Source organism: Rhizobacter sp. (assembly GCA_019635355.1).
Taxonomy (GTDB): Bacteria; Pseudomonadota; Gammaproteobacteria; order Burkholderiales; family Burkholderiaceae_C; genus Rhizobacter.
This window is the reverse complement of sequence record JAHBZQ010000001.1, coordinates 736,154-752,524: the sequence shown is the minus strand read 5'-3', so window position 1 is coordinate 752,524 and position 16,371 is coordinate 736,154. Positions and strand designations below refer to the sequence as shown.

Here is a 16,371-nt window from a genome sequence, read left to right as displayed (position 1 = left end):
GCGGCACGGAAATATCAGCCGACAAATCCCGATAACCCGCAGCGTATTTTCAATAACGATTGGAGACGCACATGAATAAAACCGCCCTGATCCGCAAACTCCTGGCGCTGGGCTGCGCCGCCGTCGCCTGCGCCCCGGCCTTCGCCGGCAACTTCACGTCGAGCTATTCGGCCGGCCTCACCACCTACAGCATCGAAGGCACCGAGCCGTCCTCGGGCAAGCACCCGGTGTTCATCTACACCGTGGGCACCACCGAGACCTGGAACAACGCGCAGGCCAAGGCCGCGGTGGCCGAGATGGCCGCCAAGGGCTTCGTGGCCGCCGCGGTGCAGTACGACAGCAGCGCCTTCGGCACCTGCTCGCAGATCCTCTCGAAGGCCAAGTACATCTACAACAGCGGGTCCACCAGCAGCGCCGTCTCCAAGCTGTGCGCCCGCTCGTATTCCGACTGCAGCAAGGGCGTGGTCGTGGCCGGCTTCAGCCAGGGCTCGGTGATCGCGGTCAACGCGAAGAACTACGACAGCCGCGTGCGCGCCGCCTACGGCATGGGTGCCCACAACCTGTACTCCACCTACAGCCTCACCTCGTGCATGAACAACGGCAACCACACGCTGGCCTCGAGCAAACTGCGCATCGTCAACGGCGAGGTCGACATCTTCCCGGGCGGCACGGCCTCTTCGGTGCGCAGCTCGTCGCAGTCGGTCACCGGCAAGAGCTGCGGCTCCAGCGCCTACGAGTGCCTGAACAGCAACGGCAGCGGCTGGATCATGATCCGCGGCAGCGCCGTGGGTGACGGCGAGGCCGACCACTGCTACCAGCGCGCCTACAGCGGCTGCTACGGCAGCGAGAACTCGCTCGACAACAACTGGCGCAACGGCTCGGCCAACTGGGGCCTCAAGGCCAACCTGAATTGGCTGTCGGGGTTTGCCACGCCCTGAAGCAACGCCGGCCTTTCATTCTCCTGCGAGGTTTTATCGGCGCCCGTGAAACTCCGGTGTCTCCGCACTTTTATACCGGGCGCTGTTTTTATTCCTGCCGGTCTGAGCATGTTTTCCGAGGGGAATGCCGCAGGGTGAGGCATGGGTTCTCCTAGGCAAAACCATGATCAGACTGGCAACAACCTTCAATCTTCGCCAGAGGGTGAGAGGCACCATCCTCACCAGGAGCTAGGCGGCACGACGTGTGCGCGCCCACGATGAGAGGCGCCAGCCCGAGCATGTCCACCCTGTTGAACCTGAGTACCCGGTTGCTGTCGCTTTCGAAGGACGGCTGGCTCTACATCTTCAACCACGGCTTCCTCTTTGTCGGCAACGGCCTGGCCTATGAGTCGATGCGCATCACCGCGTCGATCCTGCTCTCGCTGAGCGGCGAGCCCTTCGAGGTGGAAGTGGCCGATGGCCGCCACCGTGGCAATGCCTTCCTGCTGCGCCCGGGCGTCTGGCGCTGCGTGGCGGCGCCCGACGTGCCCGTGGTGAGCGTGGGCCTGTGCCCCACGCACGACACCTTCCGCGCCTTCAGCACCTGCGCCGACCCGGTCGACGTGTGGCCGCTGCCGCGCGAACGATTCGCCGGCTACGACGAGCGCTTCCATATCGCCCGCGCCGGCCAGCTGAGCACGGGCGACGCGCAAGACGTCGGCAACCAGGTCATCGCCCACACGCGCCGGCTGCTGCCCGACCCACCGCCCCTCGACCCGCGCATCCAGCGCGTGCGCGAGGTGATCGATGCGGCGCCCAACACCTCGATGAAACGCATGGCCGACGAGGTCGACCTGTCGTATCACCGGCTGTCGCACCTCTTCTCGCAAGAGATGGGCATCACGCTGCGCATGTATGCCATCTCGCGCAAGCTCGACCTCGCGGCCATGATGGCCGGCCAGGGCATGAGCCTCACGCAGATGGCGATCTGCTCGGGCTTTGCCGATTCGGCCCACTTCTGCCGCACCTGGATGCGCTCGGTGGGCAGCCCACCCTCGCAGCTGCTGAGCAGCCAGCGGGTGGGCATCCGCTCGGCGTACAGCCAGGCAAACTTCTAGCTCAGCCCTTCGCCGCCACCAGCCGGCTGCGCAGCGCGTCGAACGACATCGCGGCGTGCATCGACGCGGCGAACTTGTCCGGCAGGCTGATCACCGTCTCGAAGGGGCGGAAGTCGGCGTTCTCACGGTCGTCGAGGAACCGGATGGCGATCGAGCCGCCCTCTTTTTCCAGGAAAGCACGCACCGCGTCCATGCCCACGCCGCGACCCGAGACCTCGGTCACCGCTTCGGCGGTCGAGAAGCCGGAGCGGAAGATGAGCTGGGCCACTTCCTCGGCGCTGGTGCTGGCACCGCGCGTGAGCAGGTTCTGCTCCATCGCGCGCTGTCGGATGCGGCCGAGGGCGAGGCCGCGGCCGTCGTCCTTCAGGTGGATCCAGAGTTTGCCGTCGTCCACGTGCAGGCGCAGGTCGATGCGGCCCGCCTCGGGCTTGCCGGCCTCGGCCCGCTTCGCAGGGGCTTCGATGCCGTGGTCGACCGAGTTGCGCAGCAGGTGGGTGAAGAGGTTCTTCAAGAGCGACGAGGCCTGCGTGCGCACCATCAGGCCGTGGTCTTCGATGTGCACCTGCGGTGCCGCCTTGCCGAGCTCCTGGGCCAGTGACGGCAGCGACTCGAGGGTGCCCGAGAGGATTTCGCCGATCGGCTTGGTGCCCAGCATGTGCAGCGTGCTGCCCACGTGCTGCAGCGCGAGGCGCATCGCATTGGCGTCGCTGTGGTCCACGCCCATCAGCAGCGAGAGCGTGTCGGCCACCGTGTCGCGCTCGACCATCAGGAATTTCTCGACCGAGGCGCGCCGGCCCGGGCCCTTGCGGCCGAGCACGGTGTCGTTCACATGGGCGTATTGCTCGATGAGCTCGCTCACCTGGGCCAGCTCGGCCTGCAGCACCGGCTGCTCCCACACGGTGTCTGCGTCCTTGCGCAGGTCGTCGTAGTGCTGCTCGGTGGTGTGCACCTGGTTCGTGAGCCCAAGGAACCCATAGGTCCGCGCATTGCCCTTGATGGTGTGCATGTTGCGGAACAGCAGGTTGATCGCGTCAAGGTTCTTCTCGGCCGTCTTCTCGATCAGCGCCTTGTTCTCGGCGATGAAGCCGCGCGCCGAGTCGATGAACTCGTGGAACTTCTCCTGGCTCACCGCCAGGATCTCGCCGATGACCTGCAGCTCGCGCTTGCGGGCGTTGGCCTCGGCTTCCAGGCGCTTGAGCTCGGTCACGTCGCGCACGCAGAGCATGAGCTTGTCGACCGTGCCTTCGTCGTTGGCGATCGGCGACCAGCTCAGCGCCAGCGACTTCACCGTGCCATCGGCCAGGGTCTTGTCGAACTCGGTCACCAAGAGGTGCGAGTTGAACTCGTAGTTCATCTCGTCTTCGCCGATCACCGAGGCAATCGCCGCATCCACCTGCGACAGCAGGTCGGCGCCGAGGCTCGTGTTCGTGAAGATCAGGTCCATCACCGAGACCCCGGCGATGTCCTTCGTTTCGAGGATCGTTTCCAGGTAGGCGGAGTACTCGGGGTGGATCGCACCACCGGCCACCACCGTCAGCACACCTTGCGGCATGTTCTGCAGCATGGCGTTGATGTCGTTGGTCTTCTGGCGCAGCTGCGCGGTGCGCTCGGCCACGCGCTTTTCCAGCGAGGCGTAGAGCAGCGCGTTGTCGAGCGACACCGAGAGCTGGCCGGCGATCAGCGCCACCGAGTCGAGGCGGTCGCTGCTGAAGGCGTTGCGGCGCTGGCGGTTCTCGAGCACCAGCATCGCGTGCAGGTTGCCCTGCTTGAGCATGGGCGAGAACATCATCGAGCACTGCTCGAGCTTCTGCGCGAAGGCGTCTTCGGAGAAGCGCTCGTCGCGCACCACGTCTTCGATCAGCAGCAGCTCACGGGTGCGCTCGGCGTAGCGGAAGGCGGAAAGCGCCAGCTCGCCGGCCGCACCGGCCTCGTCCACCGTCATCGGCTTCGCATCGCCCAGCGTGTGGGCCAGCACCCAGTCGGTCGAGCCTTCTTCCGGCCGCACGATGAGCTGCACGCCGGTGGCGCCGGTGATGGTGCCCAGCACCTTGCCCACACGGTCGGTCAGCTTGGCGAGCACCGTCTCCGAGCTCAGCGCTTGGGATGCGCGCAGCACGGCCATCAGGTCGAGCATCTCAGCGCCGACCACGGCCGTGGTCTTGCCCGAGTCGCTGCGTGACAGGCCCTTGCCCGAGCGCAGGAAGGCATGCTGGCGGCGCAGCTCCTTCACCTTGCCGGCGGCGCCCCAGGCGTCGTACATCTCGCAGGCGGCCGAGAGGATGGGCTTGGCCGCTTCTTCCATGCCCTGCGACAGGCGGAAGAGCGCCGCACGCTCGTGGATCAGCGCCTTGTGCCACGGGCGCGGCACGTCGCGCGAGGCGGCGATGGCGGCGTCGAAGGCGGCGCCGGCCGTCCACACCGACTCCAGCGCCCAGGCACGCTCGGCCTCCAGCCACACCGCGAGGTGGGCGAAGTTGGCCGGGGCGTCCGCAGCCCGCGCCTTCACGAAGGCCACGGTCGCATCGAGTTCCTCGATCAGCTTGGTGCGGTCTTCTTCGGCCGCGCTGCGCAGCTGGTCGGCCAGCGAGAGGCCGCGCAGCACGCGGGCCACGGCGCCGAGGTAATAGCCCGGCGTGCGCGCCGAGAGCGGCACGGCCACGGCCGAGTGCTTCGCCAGTGCGGCCATGTCACCGAAGAGCGCCGCGCGGATGGTGCACACCATCTGGTAGGTCGCGCCGGTCGGGCCCGTCATGTCGATCTTGGTGACGTAGTCGGCTTCGTCGAAGCTGTCGTCGCTCAGCGAGCCTGCCGCCTTGGTCTCGCCACGCAGTGCACGCTGCAGCTGCAGGCGCGGCTGGTAACGCTGCTGGAAGTCGACGTTGCCCTGGTCACGGGCGAAGTCGAGGCCGGCTTGCACTTCGGGCATGGCCTTGGCCAGCGTGGGCATGCAGTCGAGGGCGATGTCGCTCGCCACGTAGCTGAAGGCCACGAACGGCTCGCGCTGGCGCAGCAGGTCGACGCGCGCACGGTGGAACTCTTCGAGCACCACTTCGAGCGGGTCGACCCAATGGCCTGCCGCGATGGCGAAGACGCAGCGCGACAACGCCTCACCTTGCGTGAAGCCGCGCTTCTCAGCCACGGCGATCATGTGGCGGCCCACGGTGTGGGCGCCGCGGAAGTCTTGCGGCGCACCCACCAGCACGAAAGGCAGCGAACCCACAGCCGACACGAGCCGCGCGTTCGGGCCGTGCTCGACCCAGATCTTGTGGGTGAGCAGTGCCAGCCAGGCCCAGGTCGGCGGGTCGGCGAAATAGGCCGGCGTCATGGTCTCGGGAATCGTCTGCGCAAGTGCGAGCGCGCGGGCTTCACTGATCTCGGGGCGGTCGAAGTCTTTCAGGCGCTCGTCGCCGCGGTACCAGCCCACGAGCCGCGCCATGCCAGCGCCGAGGTCGGGGCGGATGTCGGCCGGCTTGGCCGAGCCGAGCAGCGCAAGGAGGTCGAGGCCGATCTTCACGGCATCGGGGAACTTGCCGCGCGCAATGAGGCTGTAGATCTGGTAGCGCACCGGGGCGCTCAGCAGCTCGGGCGCGGGCGCGGCGTCGAGCACGGCCTGGTAGGCGGCATCGATCTCGCCGTGGCGGCCCAGCTCGAAGAGCGCCTGCAGCTGCTTCACGCGCAGCTCGAACACATGCTGGCCATCGTCGGCGCCGGCCACGGCGACCAGCGATTGCAGCGCGGCATGGTGATAGCGCTCCGAAGGCTCGATCTGGCCACGCGCACGCAGCGCGTCGCCCTCGCCTTCGAGCAGTGCGACGACACGGCGGCGCTCGCCGGCGTCGAGCTTGTCATCGGCGGTGAGACCCGCGCGGAAGTATTGGGTGGCGACCAGCGCCTCCGGCCGCTTGGCGGCGTCGAGCTTGCGTGCGAAGCCCAGGTGCAGCGCGCGGCGCTCGGCGTCGGCGAGCAAGGCCAGCGCGGCGTCGCCGACGCTCGGGCGCGGCAGCGCGGGGCCGGTGTCACCCTCGACCACGAGGCCGTCATCGAGGGCCGGGGCGAGCGCCTTGCGCAGGCGTGCCTTGGTCTGGCCGGTGGTGGCGGTGAGGTCGTCCCAGCCGGCGTGGCCGCCGAGCGCGGCGATGGTGTTGATCAGCTCGGCCGTGGCCTTCGGTAGCGCGGCAATGCGCGCCTGCAGCTCGGCGGGGCTCGCGGCGCCCACGTAGCGGCGCACTGCATCGGCGTTCCACTCCCAGCGGGCATCACCCAGCGTCAGCATGCTGTCGGCGCGCAAGGCGTTCAGCAGCGCGAGGATGCGGCCCGGGCGGTGCTGCGTGTGGCGCTCAAGCGTGGCCGCGAGTGGGGCGGCCTCGGCGACCGGCATGCGCAGCATGCTCTCGATCATCTGGGCCGCCGCGTCGGCGGTGAGCGGGGCCACGGCAAGCTCGACCGGGGCACTTGCCTTGAGACGCTCGGCCAGCTCGGCCGGGCCGGCGCCCACCAGCAGCAGGCCGGGGATGGGCTGGCGCCGGGCTTCGGCGCTCACGGCGGCCAGCAGCTTGAAGGTGAGCGACGGGGCGTGCTGCAGGTCGTCGGCCACCATCACCACCGGCCGCTCGGCGCTCGCGAGCGCGCGCAGCAGGCGCACGGCGGCGTCGGCGATGGCCGCTTCGGCATCGCCTTCGGGTTCGACGGCCGGGTGCTCGCCCAGCAAGCTCTGGAATTCCGGCAGCTGCGCCACGCCATAGCCGAGGCGGCCGTCGAGGGCGGCCAGGAGCTTCTCGCGCATCGGCGCCAGCTGCTCCGTCGGCAAGGCCACGAGCTGGCGGCCGAGGGTGCTGAAGCCGCCGAGCGCATGCGCGCCGACGTTCGCCGATTCAGGGGTGAAACGACCGCCCGCATACCAGGCGCGGCGGGTGGCGGCGATGCTGCGCAGCTCTTCGATGAGAGCCGATTTGCCGACGCCGGCCTCGCCCGAGATCCACAGGAAGGGTTGCCGGCCTTCGGCGCTGGCATCGAACACCGCGCGCAGGCGAGCGACTTCCGCTTCCCGGCCGAAGCGGGTGGCCGGCGCCTTGAGTTCGGCGCCGAAATCGAAGGCGCCGAGTTCGAACGACTCGACCTTCTTCGCCGCCAGGCCACGCTGCAGGCGCTGCAGGTCCTGCGCCAGGCCTTCGGCGCTCTGGTACCGCTTCTCAGGCTCCTTGGCGAGCAGGCGCATCACCATGTCCGACAACACGGCCGGCAGCTCGGGCACCCGCGCGGCAGGCGCCTCGGGCATCTGCACCAGGTGGGCGTGCACGAGTTCGAGCAGGTCTTCGGTCTCGAAGGGCTTGTGGCCCACCAGCGCCTGGTAGAGCGTGACGCCGAAGGAGTAGAGGTCGGAGCGGGCATCGGGCACGCGCCCGGTGCGGCCGGTGTGCTCGGGCGACATGTAGGCCCAGGTACCGGCGATCTCGGCCTCGGCCGCACCAGCCTTGGCGTCGGCTTTCGCGCCGGTGTCGGCCGTCGCCAGCACCGAGATGTTGAAGTCGATCAGCGTCGGCGCGAGCGTCTCGGGGTGGATGAGCAGGTTGCCAGGGCCGATGTCTTTGTGCACCACGCCGGCCTTGTGCACGGCGGCGAGGATGCGCGCCGCGCCCAGCGCGTAGTCGACCGCCTGCGCCACGCTCAGGCTGTGCTCGCGCAGGTAGTCGGCAAGCGACACGCCGCCCTCGTCGCGCAGCACCAGGGTGTCGGCCGCGGGCGTCTCCAGCACCACCGGCACGCCGGCCACGTGCGCCACCCGGCACAGCATGCCGAGCTCATGGCCCAGGCGGCGCACGGCAGGCGCGCCAATGGCCTGCTTCACCACCACGCGTTGGCCGTCTGGCTGGGTGCGGCGCAACACGCAGGCCTGTTCGGTGCGGTAGAGCACCACTTCGGTCGGCTGGAGGGCGGGCACGCTGGCAGCGGTCGGCTTGGTTCGCTTTGTCATTTGGTGTGGACCTTGTCGTGAAGACCCGGGCGAGCCTGCCCAGGGTTGGCTACGTTCGATATCGGCCGACCGTGCGTTTCATTGAGACGGGTAAGCCCTGAGCCGAATGAAAGGTTCTTCACGAAACCAGGCCCTATGCTCGCGCCCAGCGTCATAGCCGCCTCTTGCGCATGCCCGGTCGAAAACCCACCGCAGCCGAACCACCCGCCACCCGCGCCCGGCGCATGTCGCCCGAGGCGAGGCGCGAGCAGATCCTCGACAGCGCCGTCTCCTACATCGTGGAACGCGGCCTCTCCACCTTCACGCTGGAAAACGTGGCCCACGAAGCCGGCGTGAGCAAGCCGCTCGTCTACAAATACTTCACGCGCCGCGAAGACCTGCTGCGCGCGGTGATGGAGCGCGAATACGTCTACCTCGGCAGCCACAAGCTCGACGTGCTGCCCGACGACGTGCCGCTGGAGCCGCTGATCCGCGCCTCCAACCGAAACGCGTTCAACTACCTGTATGAGCGCGGCCCGGTGATCCGCCTGCTGGCAGCCGACCGCAGCGTGGCCGAGCTCGTGCACCAGCGCGAGCGCAACGAGCGCAGCGCCATCACCGAGCACTTCATCAAGCGCCTGATGAAGACCTACGGCGTGCCGAAAGACGTGGCCTTCATCTGCACGGTGATGACGGTGAACGCGCCCATCCTCTCGTCGCGCGCCCTGAAGCGCGCCGGCATCAGCGCCGAGCGGGCCGCGCAAGTGTGGAGCGATTTCGCGATGGGGGGCTGGCATGCGCTGCAGGCCCAGCAGCACGAGGCCAGCCCGCCCGCGACGGTCAAGGCCCAGAGGCCCAGGGTCGCCAAGGCCAAGGTCGACAAGTCCAAGGCCGCCAAACCAGCCGACAAACGCCGCAAGGCTTGATGCGAGTCATTCCCGCTTTCGCGGGAACGACGCAGAGTGCGCTCGCATACCCCTCCCGTCTGCGGGTTGCCCCGGGCGCGCGTTATTACACGATCGTTATACTAATTTTCAGACCCTGCACACATCGCAGGGCACAAGGAGATCGTGATGACCTACGCCGCGAACCGCGTCTGCCATGACGCCGACAGCCACATCATGGAGACGGTCGACTGGATCGCCCGCCACACCGACCCCGCGCTGCGCGACAAGATGCCGCCGCTGAATCTCTCGAAGTCGGCGACCAACAGCTACGAGTTCATCCACCAGGAAGTCGCGAAGCAGAAGGAGCGCGCCGCGCGTGGCGAGCAGCCCAACGACGTGGTGCATGGCCTGAAGGGCTGGCGTGCGCCGGGCGCCTTCGACGCCGCCGAGCGCAAGGCGGCGCTCGACGACCTGGGCTTCCATCGCCAGCTCGTCTTCTCCACCTTCAGCGCCGGCCAGTACCTTCAACATGACGACATGGACGTGCGCTACGGCGGCGTGCGCGCGCACAACCGCGCGATGGGCGAGTTCTGCGCCGGTGATGACCGGCTGATCGCCGTCGGCCAGCTCTCGCTCGCCGACCCGAAGCGCTGCGTGGAAGAGATGCACGAAGGCGTGCGCCTTGGTTGCGGCGCGTTCTGGATCCCCGGCATGCCGGCCGGCAAGAAGTCGCCCGGCCACCCCGATCTCGACATCGTCTGGCAAGCCTTCTGCGACCTGCGCGTGCCGTTCATGCTGCACGTGGGCCCCAACAGCAAGACCAAGATCCCCGAGTACGAGAACAACGGCCTGCCGAAGCCGAAAGACATCACCGGCGCCGAAGACGGCGAGAACCTCCGGGTGCGCGACTTCATGGTGCTGTCGATCGCGCCGCAGCAGTTCCTCACGGCGCTGGTGTTCGATGGCGTGTTCGAGCGCTTCCCCAAGCTCAGAGGTGGCGTGATCGAACTCGGCGCGGGCTGGGTGCCCGAGTTCCTGCGCATGCTCGACCTGTCGCAGCGCATCTTCAAGAAGGGCGACCCGACGCTCGCCGCCATGCCCATGAAGCCATCGGAGTACATCCGCCGCGCGGTGAAGTTCACGCCCTTCCCCGGCGAAGACGTGGGCCGCATCATCCGTGACGCGGGGCCCGAGCTCTTCCTCTTCTCGAGCGACTACCCGCACCCCGAAGGCACCAACGACCCCATCGGCCGCTTCGAGCGCACCTTCACCGACATCACCGAGGACGCCAAGGAAATGTTCTACCGCACGAACTTCGAAAACATGATGGCGGTGCCGGCATGAGCAACAGCAGCGGACTGGACGCCGACCGCCTCGGGCTCATCACCGAGCACCTCAACAAGCACTACATCAAGACCGGCAAGCTGCCCGGCTGCCAGACGCTGGTGGCGCGCCACGGCAAGATCGCCTATCAAAGTGCGCTCGGCCTGATGGACCGCGAGCGCAACAAGCCGCTGCGCGACGACACCATCTTCCGCATCTACTCGATGACCAAGCCGATCACCTCGATCGCGCTGATGCAGCTCTACGAGCAAGGCCACTTCCAGCTCAACGACCCGGTGTCGCGTTTCATCCCCGAGTGGAAGAAGCAGCGCGTGTGGGTCTCGGGCTCGGGCCCGACGATGCAGACCAAGGCGCCCGACCGGCCGGTGAGCTTTCGCAACGTGCTCAACCACAGCGGCGGCATCACCTACGGCGGCGGGCCGCTCGCCATTCCCGGCGCCACGCTGCACCCGGTCGACCAGGTCTACAGCGACCTCGGCCTCACCCGCGGTGCGCGGCAAGACCTGGAAAGCTTCGTCAAGAAGCTCGGCCAGGTGCCGCTGCGCTACGAGCCGGGCGAGCGCTGGATGTATTCGTTCTCGACCGACGTCTGCGGCTATCTCGTGCAGGCCATCGCGGGCATGCCCTTCGAAGACTATCTTCAGAAGCACATCTTCGACCCGCTGGGCATGAAGGACACCGCCTTCCAGATCGCGCCCGAGAAGGTCGACCGTTTCGCGGCCAACTACATCCGCCGCGAAGACAAGACGCTCGCGGTGATGGACGACCCGCAGAACAGCACCTACGCGAAACCGCCGGTGTTCGTATCGGGTGGCGGTGGCCTGGTGAGCACGATGGCCGACTACCACCGCTTCTGCGAGATGCTGCGCCGCGGCGGCGAACTCGATGGCGCGCGCATCGTGGGGCCGCGCACCCTTCGCCTGATGACGCAGAACCACCTGGCCGGTGGGAAAGACCTGACGCAGGTGGCGCTCGGCAACTTCTCGGAGACAGCCAACGAAGGCATCGGCTTCGGCCTGGGTTTTGCCACCACGATCAGCGAAGTGGCGGCCGGCAGCTACGGCCCGGGCGACTTCTACTGGGGCGGCATGGCCTCGACCATCTTCTGGGTCGACCCGCGCGAAGACCTGGTGGTGATCTTCATGACGCAGCTGGTGCCCTCGGGCACCTTCAACATCCGCGGCCAGCTGAAGAACCTCGTCTACTCGGCCATCGTCGACTGAGTTCCCGTCGGCACTTCGGGGGTTCGAGCCTCGCGACTTGACCCCGGTCAAGCGCCGGTGGAGGGGGGCCGCTGTACTGTAAGGTTCAGCTTTCCTTCACCACACGAGGCTTCACCATGAAACTGCTCCTGGCCGTCGACGGCAGCGTCTACACCCAACGCATGCTGGCCTACCTGGGCGCGCACCCCGAGCTGCTGGGCAACACCAACGAGTTCACCGTGCTGACGGTCGTGCCCCCCGTGCCGCCGCACGTCACCGGCTACATCGACCGCGCCACGCTGCAAGGCTATTACGACGAGCAGGCCGAGATGGCCTTGAAGGGCGTGCGCGCCGCCCTCGCCGACAAGCCCTGGAAGCCCACCTACGCCATCAAGGTGGGCCATGCGGCCGACACCATCGCCGCCACCGCCAAGGAAGGCCAGTTCGACCTCCTGATGATGGGCTCGCACGGGCAGTCGCCGCTCAGCTCGCTGGTGATGGGCTCGGTGACCTCGCGCGTGCTGGGGCACTGCACGACGCCGGTGCTCATCGTGCGCTGAGCCCTGCCGCGCAAGAAACCACCGCGCAGAAAGGCCCCGCCATGAGCCCGATCCGACAGATCCTCCTTCACCTCGATTCGTCGCCGCGTTGCGCCGCCCGGCTGCAGGTGGCACGCCAGCTCGCCGCCACCCACGGGGCCCGCATCACGGGGCTTTTCGCCGTGACCTCGAGCTTCGTGGAGATGCCCTTCGCCGCGGCCGAGAGTTCGCAGGCGGGCGCCTTCGTGCTCAAGCTCGATTCCGACCGCCGCGACCGGGCGCGTGCCACCTTCGACCACTCGGCAGAGAGCCCGGGCCCGCAGGTCGAGTGGCGCGATCTCGGCACCGCGCCGCCGGTGTGGGGCGTGGCCCAGGCGGCCTTCTGCGCCGACCTGCTGGTGCTTGGCCAGCATGAGCCCGGCGCCCCCAGCGCACGCGACGTGCCAGCCGATTTCGTCGAGTCGGTCGTGATCGACAGCGGCAAGCCGGCGCTCGTGGTGCCCTACGCGGGCGACGTGGCCACCGTCGGCCAGAACATCCTCGTGGCCTGGAATGCCAGCCGCGAATCGGCCCGTGCCCTCACCGCCGCCCTGCCCCTGCTCGCCCAGGCCAAGCAGGTGCACGTGGTGAGCTGGAACGACCCGCAAGGCGCGGCGCAGGCCTCGGCCGACCGTGCCCAGCTCGAGCAGTACCTCGCCAGCCACGGCATCACCGCCACGCTGCACTGGTATGGCGACGGCCCCGGCCAGCCCGGCGAGCGGCTGCTGTCGCTCACCACCGACCTCGGCAGCGACCTGCTGGTGATGGGCTGCTATGGCCACAGCCGCGCGCGCGAGCTGGTGCTCGGCGGCACGACCCGCACCGTGCTCCGCTCGATGACGGTGCCGGTGCTGCTGGCCCACTGACACCCACCGCAGCGGACGGGAGCGCCATGCGCAACCTGCTCGTCCACCTGGACGCATCGCCCACCTGCGCGGTGCGGGTTCGCGTGGCCCGGCAGCTGGCGGCGCGGCACGAGGCGCGTGTGAGCGTGCTGTTCGCGGTCACGGTCGGGAGCGCCGAACTGCCCTCGTCCTTCTCGGCCAACGTGCTGGCCGACGCGGCCCGCCTGGGCGACATCGACGGCCGCCACCACGCGCGAGCGGCGGTCGAGAAGATGGTCTCGCTCGGCGGCCCGCCGGTCGAATGGTCGGAGACCACGACCGCCCCGCCACTCGCCGCCCTGACCCGCCGCGCGCTCTTTGCCGACCTGCTGGTGCTCGGCAAACGTGCTGCCCACGGGGCCCATACCGACCAGCTCCCGGCCAACTTTGCAGAAACCGTGGTCGTGCACAGCGGCAAGGCCGCCCTGGTGGTGCCCGACGAGCTGAGCACCGGCGAGCCAGGCCGGCGCATCGTCATCGCCTGGAAACCGTCGCGCGAGTCGGGCCGGGCCGTTGCGGCGGCACTGCCGCTGCTGCAGGATGCCGACGAGGTGCACGTGCTGATGTGGGACGAGCCGCACGACACCCGCAGGCCGCACGCGTCCCCCATCACCCTCGACACTTGGTTGCGGGCGCACGGCGTGGCCCCGCAGCTGCATGCCCTCGGCCGGGCGCCCTCGCGCATCGGCGAGGCCATCCTTGCGCAGACGCTGGCCTTGCGGGGCGACCTGCTGGTGATGGGCTGCTACGGCCACAGCCGCGCCCGCGAGCTGGTGCTGGGCGGTGCGTCGCGCTCGGTGCTGAAGCAGGTGCCGCTGCCAGTGCTGGTGGCGCACTGAAAACCAGCGCTCACCCGCCTTGCGGGCCCGAGGCATCTTCCGCTTTCTTGGCGCCACGCAAGTTCAGCACGAAGAGGCCCACCTGCAGCGTGATGAGCGCATAGGCCTGCGTGTGCCAGCCCCAGGCGACCCACAGCAGGTTGCTCGCGATGAAGCACCAGAAGCCTGCAGCGCGGCGGCGTGCGCTGCGCGCGGCGACCAGCCACGACGCGAGCAAGGTGACGAGCATGGCCGGCCACTGCACGGCGTTCAAGAGATCTTCCATGCGCGGTGCCGGCAAGATCGATGCCGCACACCGCCCTCAGGCGCGGATCAGAAACGCGAGGAGCGGAACTGCAGCACCCGACGCTGGTCTTCGCTCAGCCAGCAGGCGTAAGGCTGCAGGCCGGAGAACACGCCGTACTGCGTCTTCGCATCGATGGCGAGGTCGTAGCGGTGGGTGGCGATGGGCTTGCCGGCGTACTGGATCACCTCGCTGCGGCGCTCGCCGATGGGCTGGATGCGCGCGGTCTCGGGCTCCGGCGAATTCGCCATCTTGCGCGCCGCCGCCGCACACAGCTCGTAGCCGCTGAGCCCACTCGCCGCATCGGGCGCGGCCGACGACTGCACCGGCTTGGCCACCGCATCGGGCGCGCACGGTGTCTGGCTGAAGGTGTTGCCGCACTTGTACATCTGCTGGGCCGAGGCCGGGCCGGCGTGTGCAGCGAGGGCGATGGCGGCGATCAGGAGGGGTGTCTTCATGGTGTGTCCACGTGGGGGGCCGCGAGGGGGCGGAGTCCGTGTCGATGTCGCGTCAGACGTCTTCTTCACGGCGCTGGCGCGAGTGTGCCAGAGCCTGCGCCAGATCAAGCGCACACCGGCCGGGCGCTTGGCGTGCGCCGGATGCGCGCGTAAGCTCGGGCGCACAACGCCTGGAGGCCCCGATGAAGATCCTGCTGCCGGTCGATGGCTCGGAACATGCGCTCGACGCGGTGCGCCACGTCATCGCGCTCGTGCGAGACGGGCTCAGCGCCACCGTCGTGCTCGTCAACGTGCAGGAGCCGACCTACCTCTACGAGATGGTGCTCGCGCCGAATGCCGACGTGCTGGAACGCGTGAGCGGTGCCGCCGGCCACCACTCGCTCGAAGCGGCGGAAGACCTGCTGCGCCAGGCCGAGATCGAGTTCGAGAAAGAGCTGCTGAGCGGAGAGCCCGGCCCGACCATCCTCGAAGCCGGCGAGCGCTACGACTGCGACGCAGTGGTGATGGGGGCGCGTGGCCGCGGCGTGCTGCGCAGCGCGGTGCTCGGCTCGGTGTCGCAGCGGGTGCTGCACGGCTCGCCGGTGCCCGTCACCATCGTGAAGAGCGGCCAGGTGCACTGGGTGCAAAACACCAACGAGTGAGCGGCGCGCGGTTCAGTGCAACGCCGCCTCGGTGCGGTAAAGCATGTCGGACCACTGCTTGCCCAGGTCGACCCAGCGGTTCCAGGCCTGCGTGGCATCGGCCCCGTTGGGCTGGGCCGGCGCCGCCTCGGCAGCCGTGAACCCAGTGGCCCCGCCCACCTCGGTGGCGGCGCGGCCAAGCTGCGTGGCCGAGCGGGCGAAGTGCTCCAGCGTTTCGGCTTGCGCGGCGGTGCAGATCGAGGCCATGCGTTGCCAGTACTGGCTGGCGCTTTCGAGGTCGTCGCGCAGCATCTCGGCCTGCACGTTGAGAAGCTCGGTCGGGTTGACGGCTGACGCGACATCCGCACGGGCTTTGTCATGCCGCTTGCGTGCCTGCTGTGCCGCGTCGAGCTGGCAGCGGCGCAGCTCTTCGGCGCGCTTGAGCACGAGGTCGGTCAGGGCCATCAGCGATTGCATCTGCTGCTGCGCCAGCGCGAAGCCGGACGACGCCGCCGCGTCCAACATGGGAATCGATGCCTCCGGTGTGCTTGCGCGCGAAGCGGCTGCCTTCTGGTTTCTGCTGGCCATGATGCCTCCTGAATGCCGTGGCGAACCCGCATTGAAGCGCGCGGCAGACGCTTTGGGGCAATGCCCCTTTCACCGGTGCACGTATGCCCTCGCGCCTGTGCTCGCAGATGTGGCGGTGCAGCACGAGACAGCGCTTGTCGACCCCGAGTTCAGCGGCTATGTTCTTGGCTCGGGCGCTCGCCGCCCGGAGCCGCATCTCGATAGAAATTGATCGTTCTCAACGACGCTAACCGCGCAAGCCTTCAAGCTGTACCGGGTAGTTCAAGGAGGCGATGCGCTCGATGGAGATCCGCATGACCAGCCGTAGCAAGGACCTGCCCCCGCGTCCGGCGCAACCGGACATGATCCTCCTGGCCTTGTTCCAGAGCCGCCTGCGAGAACGCTCGCTCTACCTGGGCGAAGAGATCCGCGCACAGCGCAGCCGCCTGTCGACGCATGCGCAGCGCGCCCGCATGGGCGACATGCCCAAACCCGATGACGGCGGCACCGTGCTCGCCCGCATCGAGCGCGCCGAACAGGCGCTCGCCGCGGTGCGCCAGGCGCAAGACCGCATCGGCCGTGGCCGTTACGGCCTGTGCGACGAATGCCAGCAGCTCATCGGCTGGGACGAGCTGCTGGAAGCGCCCGAGCAGACCGTCTGCCGCAGCTGCAGCCATTTCGGCGAGCTCGACGTCCTGCCGACCGGCACCTGAGCCTCGCCGAA

General features: G+C 68.5%; 15 protein-coding genes. 11 read left to right on the top strand and 4 right to left on the bottom strand.

The genetic code is table 11. The features are described 5' to 3' along the window. Positions 1–71: 71 nt before the first annotated feature. Both KF892_03285 and KF892_03280 read left to right on the top strand, forming a co-directional pair. On the top strand, positions 72–938 hold the full coding sequence (locus tag KF892_03285) for a hypothetical protein (protein MBX3624012.1): 867 nt from the start codon (positions 72–74) through the stop codon (positions 936–938). A gap of 278 nt (positions 939–1,216) precedes the next feature. Beyond that, complete coding sequence (locus KF892_03280; GenBank protein ID MBX3624011.1) at positions 1,217–2,035, top strand: helix-turn-helix transcriptional regulator; 819 nt, start codon at positions 1,217–1,219, stop codon at positions 2,033–2,035. A 1-nt stretch (position 2,036) separates the two neighbouring features. Here KF892_03280 and KF892_03275 read toward each other — a convergent pair whose 3' ends face one another. After that, positions 2,037–8,006: an AAA family ATPase gene (locus KF892_03275; GenBank protein MBX3624010.1), complete on the bottom strand. Its 5,970-nt coding sequence runs from the start codon at positions 8,004–8,006 to the stop codon at positions 2,037–2,039. Positions 8,007–8,176: 170 nt separating this feature from the next. Here KF892_03275 and KF892_03270 point away from each other — a divergent pair, with 170 nt between their 5' ends. The 6 genes from KF892_03270 to KF892_03245 all read left to right on the top strand — a co-directional run bounded on the left by KF892_03270 (position 8,177) and on the right by KF892_03245 (position 13,719). After that, positions 8,177–8,911 (top strand): TetR/AcrR family transcriptional regulator, encoded by a 735-nt coding sequence (locus KF892_03270; protein ID MBX3624009.1) that lies wholly within the window; start codon positions 8,177–8,179, stop codon positions 8,909–8,911. 147 nt (positions 8,912–9,058) lie between these two features. Further along, positions 9,059–10,216, top strand: a complete 1,158-nt coding sequence (locus KF892_03265) for an amidohydrolase family protein (GenBank protein MBX3624008.1) — start codon at positions 9,059–9,061, stop codon at positions 10,214–10,216. Beyond that, positions 10,213–11,439: a beta-lactamase family protein gene (locus tag KF892_03260; GenBank protein MBX3624007.1), complete on the top strand. Its 1,227-nt coding sequence runs from the start codon at positions 10,213–10,215 to the stop codon at positions 11,437–11,439. The genes KF892_03265 and KF892_03260 overlap by 4 nt, the downstream gene beginning before the upstream one ends. A gap of 116 nt (positions 11,440–11,555) precedes the next feature. Next, a complete protein-coding gene (locus KF892_03255) occupies positions 11,556–11,978 on the top strand; it encodes a universal stress protein (protein ID MBX3624006.1) in 423 nt (140 codons plus the stop codon). 41 nt (positions 11,979–12,019) lie between these two features. Beyond that, positions 12,020–12,862, top strand: a complete 843-nt coding sequence (locus tag KF892_03250; protein MBX3624005.1) for a universal stress protein — start codon at positions 12,020–12,022, stop codon at positions 12,860–12,862. A 26-nt stretch (positions 12,863–12,888) separates the two neighbouring features. Further along, entirely contained in the window at positions 12,889–13,719 is an 831-nt protein-coding gene (locus KF892_03245) for a universal stress protein (protein ID MBX3624004.1), read from the top strand. A 10-nt stretch (positions 13,720–13,729) separates the two neighbouring features. Here the strand turns inward: KF892_03245 and KF892_03240 are convergent, their stop codons facing one another. Both KF892_03240 and KF892_03235 read right to left on the bottom strand, forming a co-directional pair. Continuing rightward, positions 13,730–13,984 (bottom strand): hypothetical protein, encoded by a 255-nt coding sequence (locus KF892_03240; GenBank protein ID MBX3624003.1) that lies wholly within the window; start codon positions 13,982–13,984, stop codon positions 13,730–13,732. A 47-nt stretch (positions 13,985–14,031) separates the two neighbouring features. Continuing rightward, positions 14,032–14,460, bottom strand: coding sequence for a DUF4124 domain-containing protein (locus tag KF892_03235; GenBank protein MBX3624002.1), 429 nt, complete (start codon positions 14,458–14,460; stop codon positions 14,032–14,034). 182 nt (positions 14,461–14,642) lie between these two features. Here KF892_03235 and KF892_03230 point away from each other — a divergent pair, with 182 nt between their 5' ends. Next, positions 14,643–15,101, top strand: coding sequence for a universal stress protein (locus KF892_03230; protein MBX3624001.1), 459 nt, complete (start codon positions 14,643–14,645; stop codon positions 15,099–15,101). A gap of 12 nt (positions 15,102–15,113) precedes the next feature. Here the strand turns inward: KF892_03230 and KF892_03225 are convergent, their stop codons facing one another. Next, the gene (locus KF892_03225; GenBank protein ID MBX3624000.1) at positions 15,114–15,605 is read right to left on the bottom strand and encodes a phasin family protein; all 492 of its coding nucleotides are present in this window, start codon (positions 15,603–15,605) and stop codon (positions 15,114–15,116) included. Between KF892_03225 and KF892_03220 the strand changes: the two genes are divergently transcribed. Beyond that, positions 15,604–15,879, top strand: a complete 276-nt coding sequence (locus tag KF892_03220) for a hypothetical protein (protein MBX3623999.1) — start codon at positions 15,604–15,606, stop codon at positions 15,877–15,879. The genes KF892_03225 and KF892_03220 overlap by 2 nt on opposite strands. Positions 15,880–15,961: 82 nt before the next feature. Continuing rightward, positions 15,962–16,360 carry a hypothetical protein gene (locus KF892_03215; protein MBX3623998.1) on the top strand — a complete coding sequence of 133 codons (399 nt, stop codon included), beginning with the start codon at positions 15,962–15,964 and terminating at the stop codon, positions 16,358–16,360. Positions 16,361–16,371: the final 11 nt, after the last annotated feature.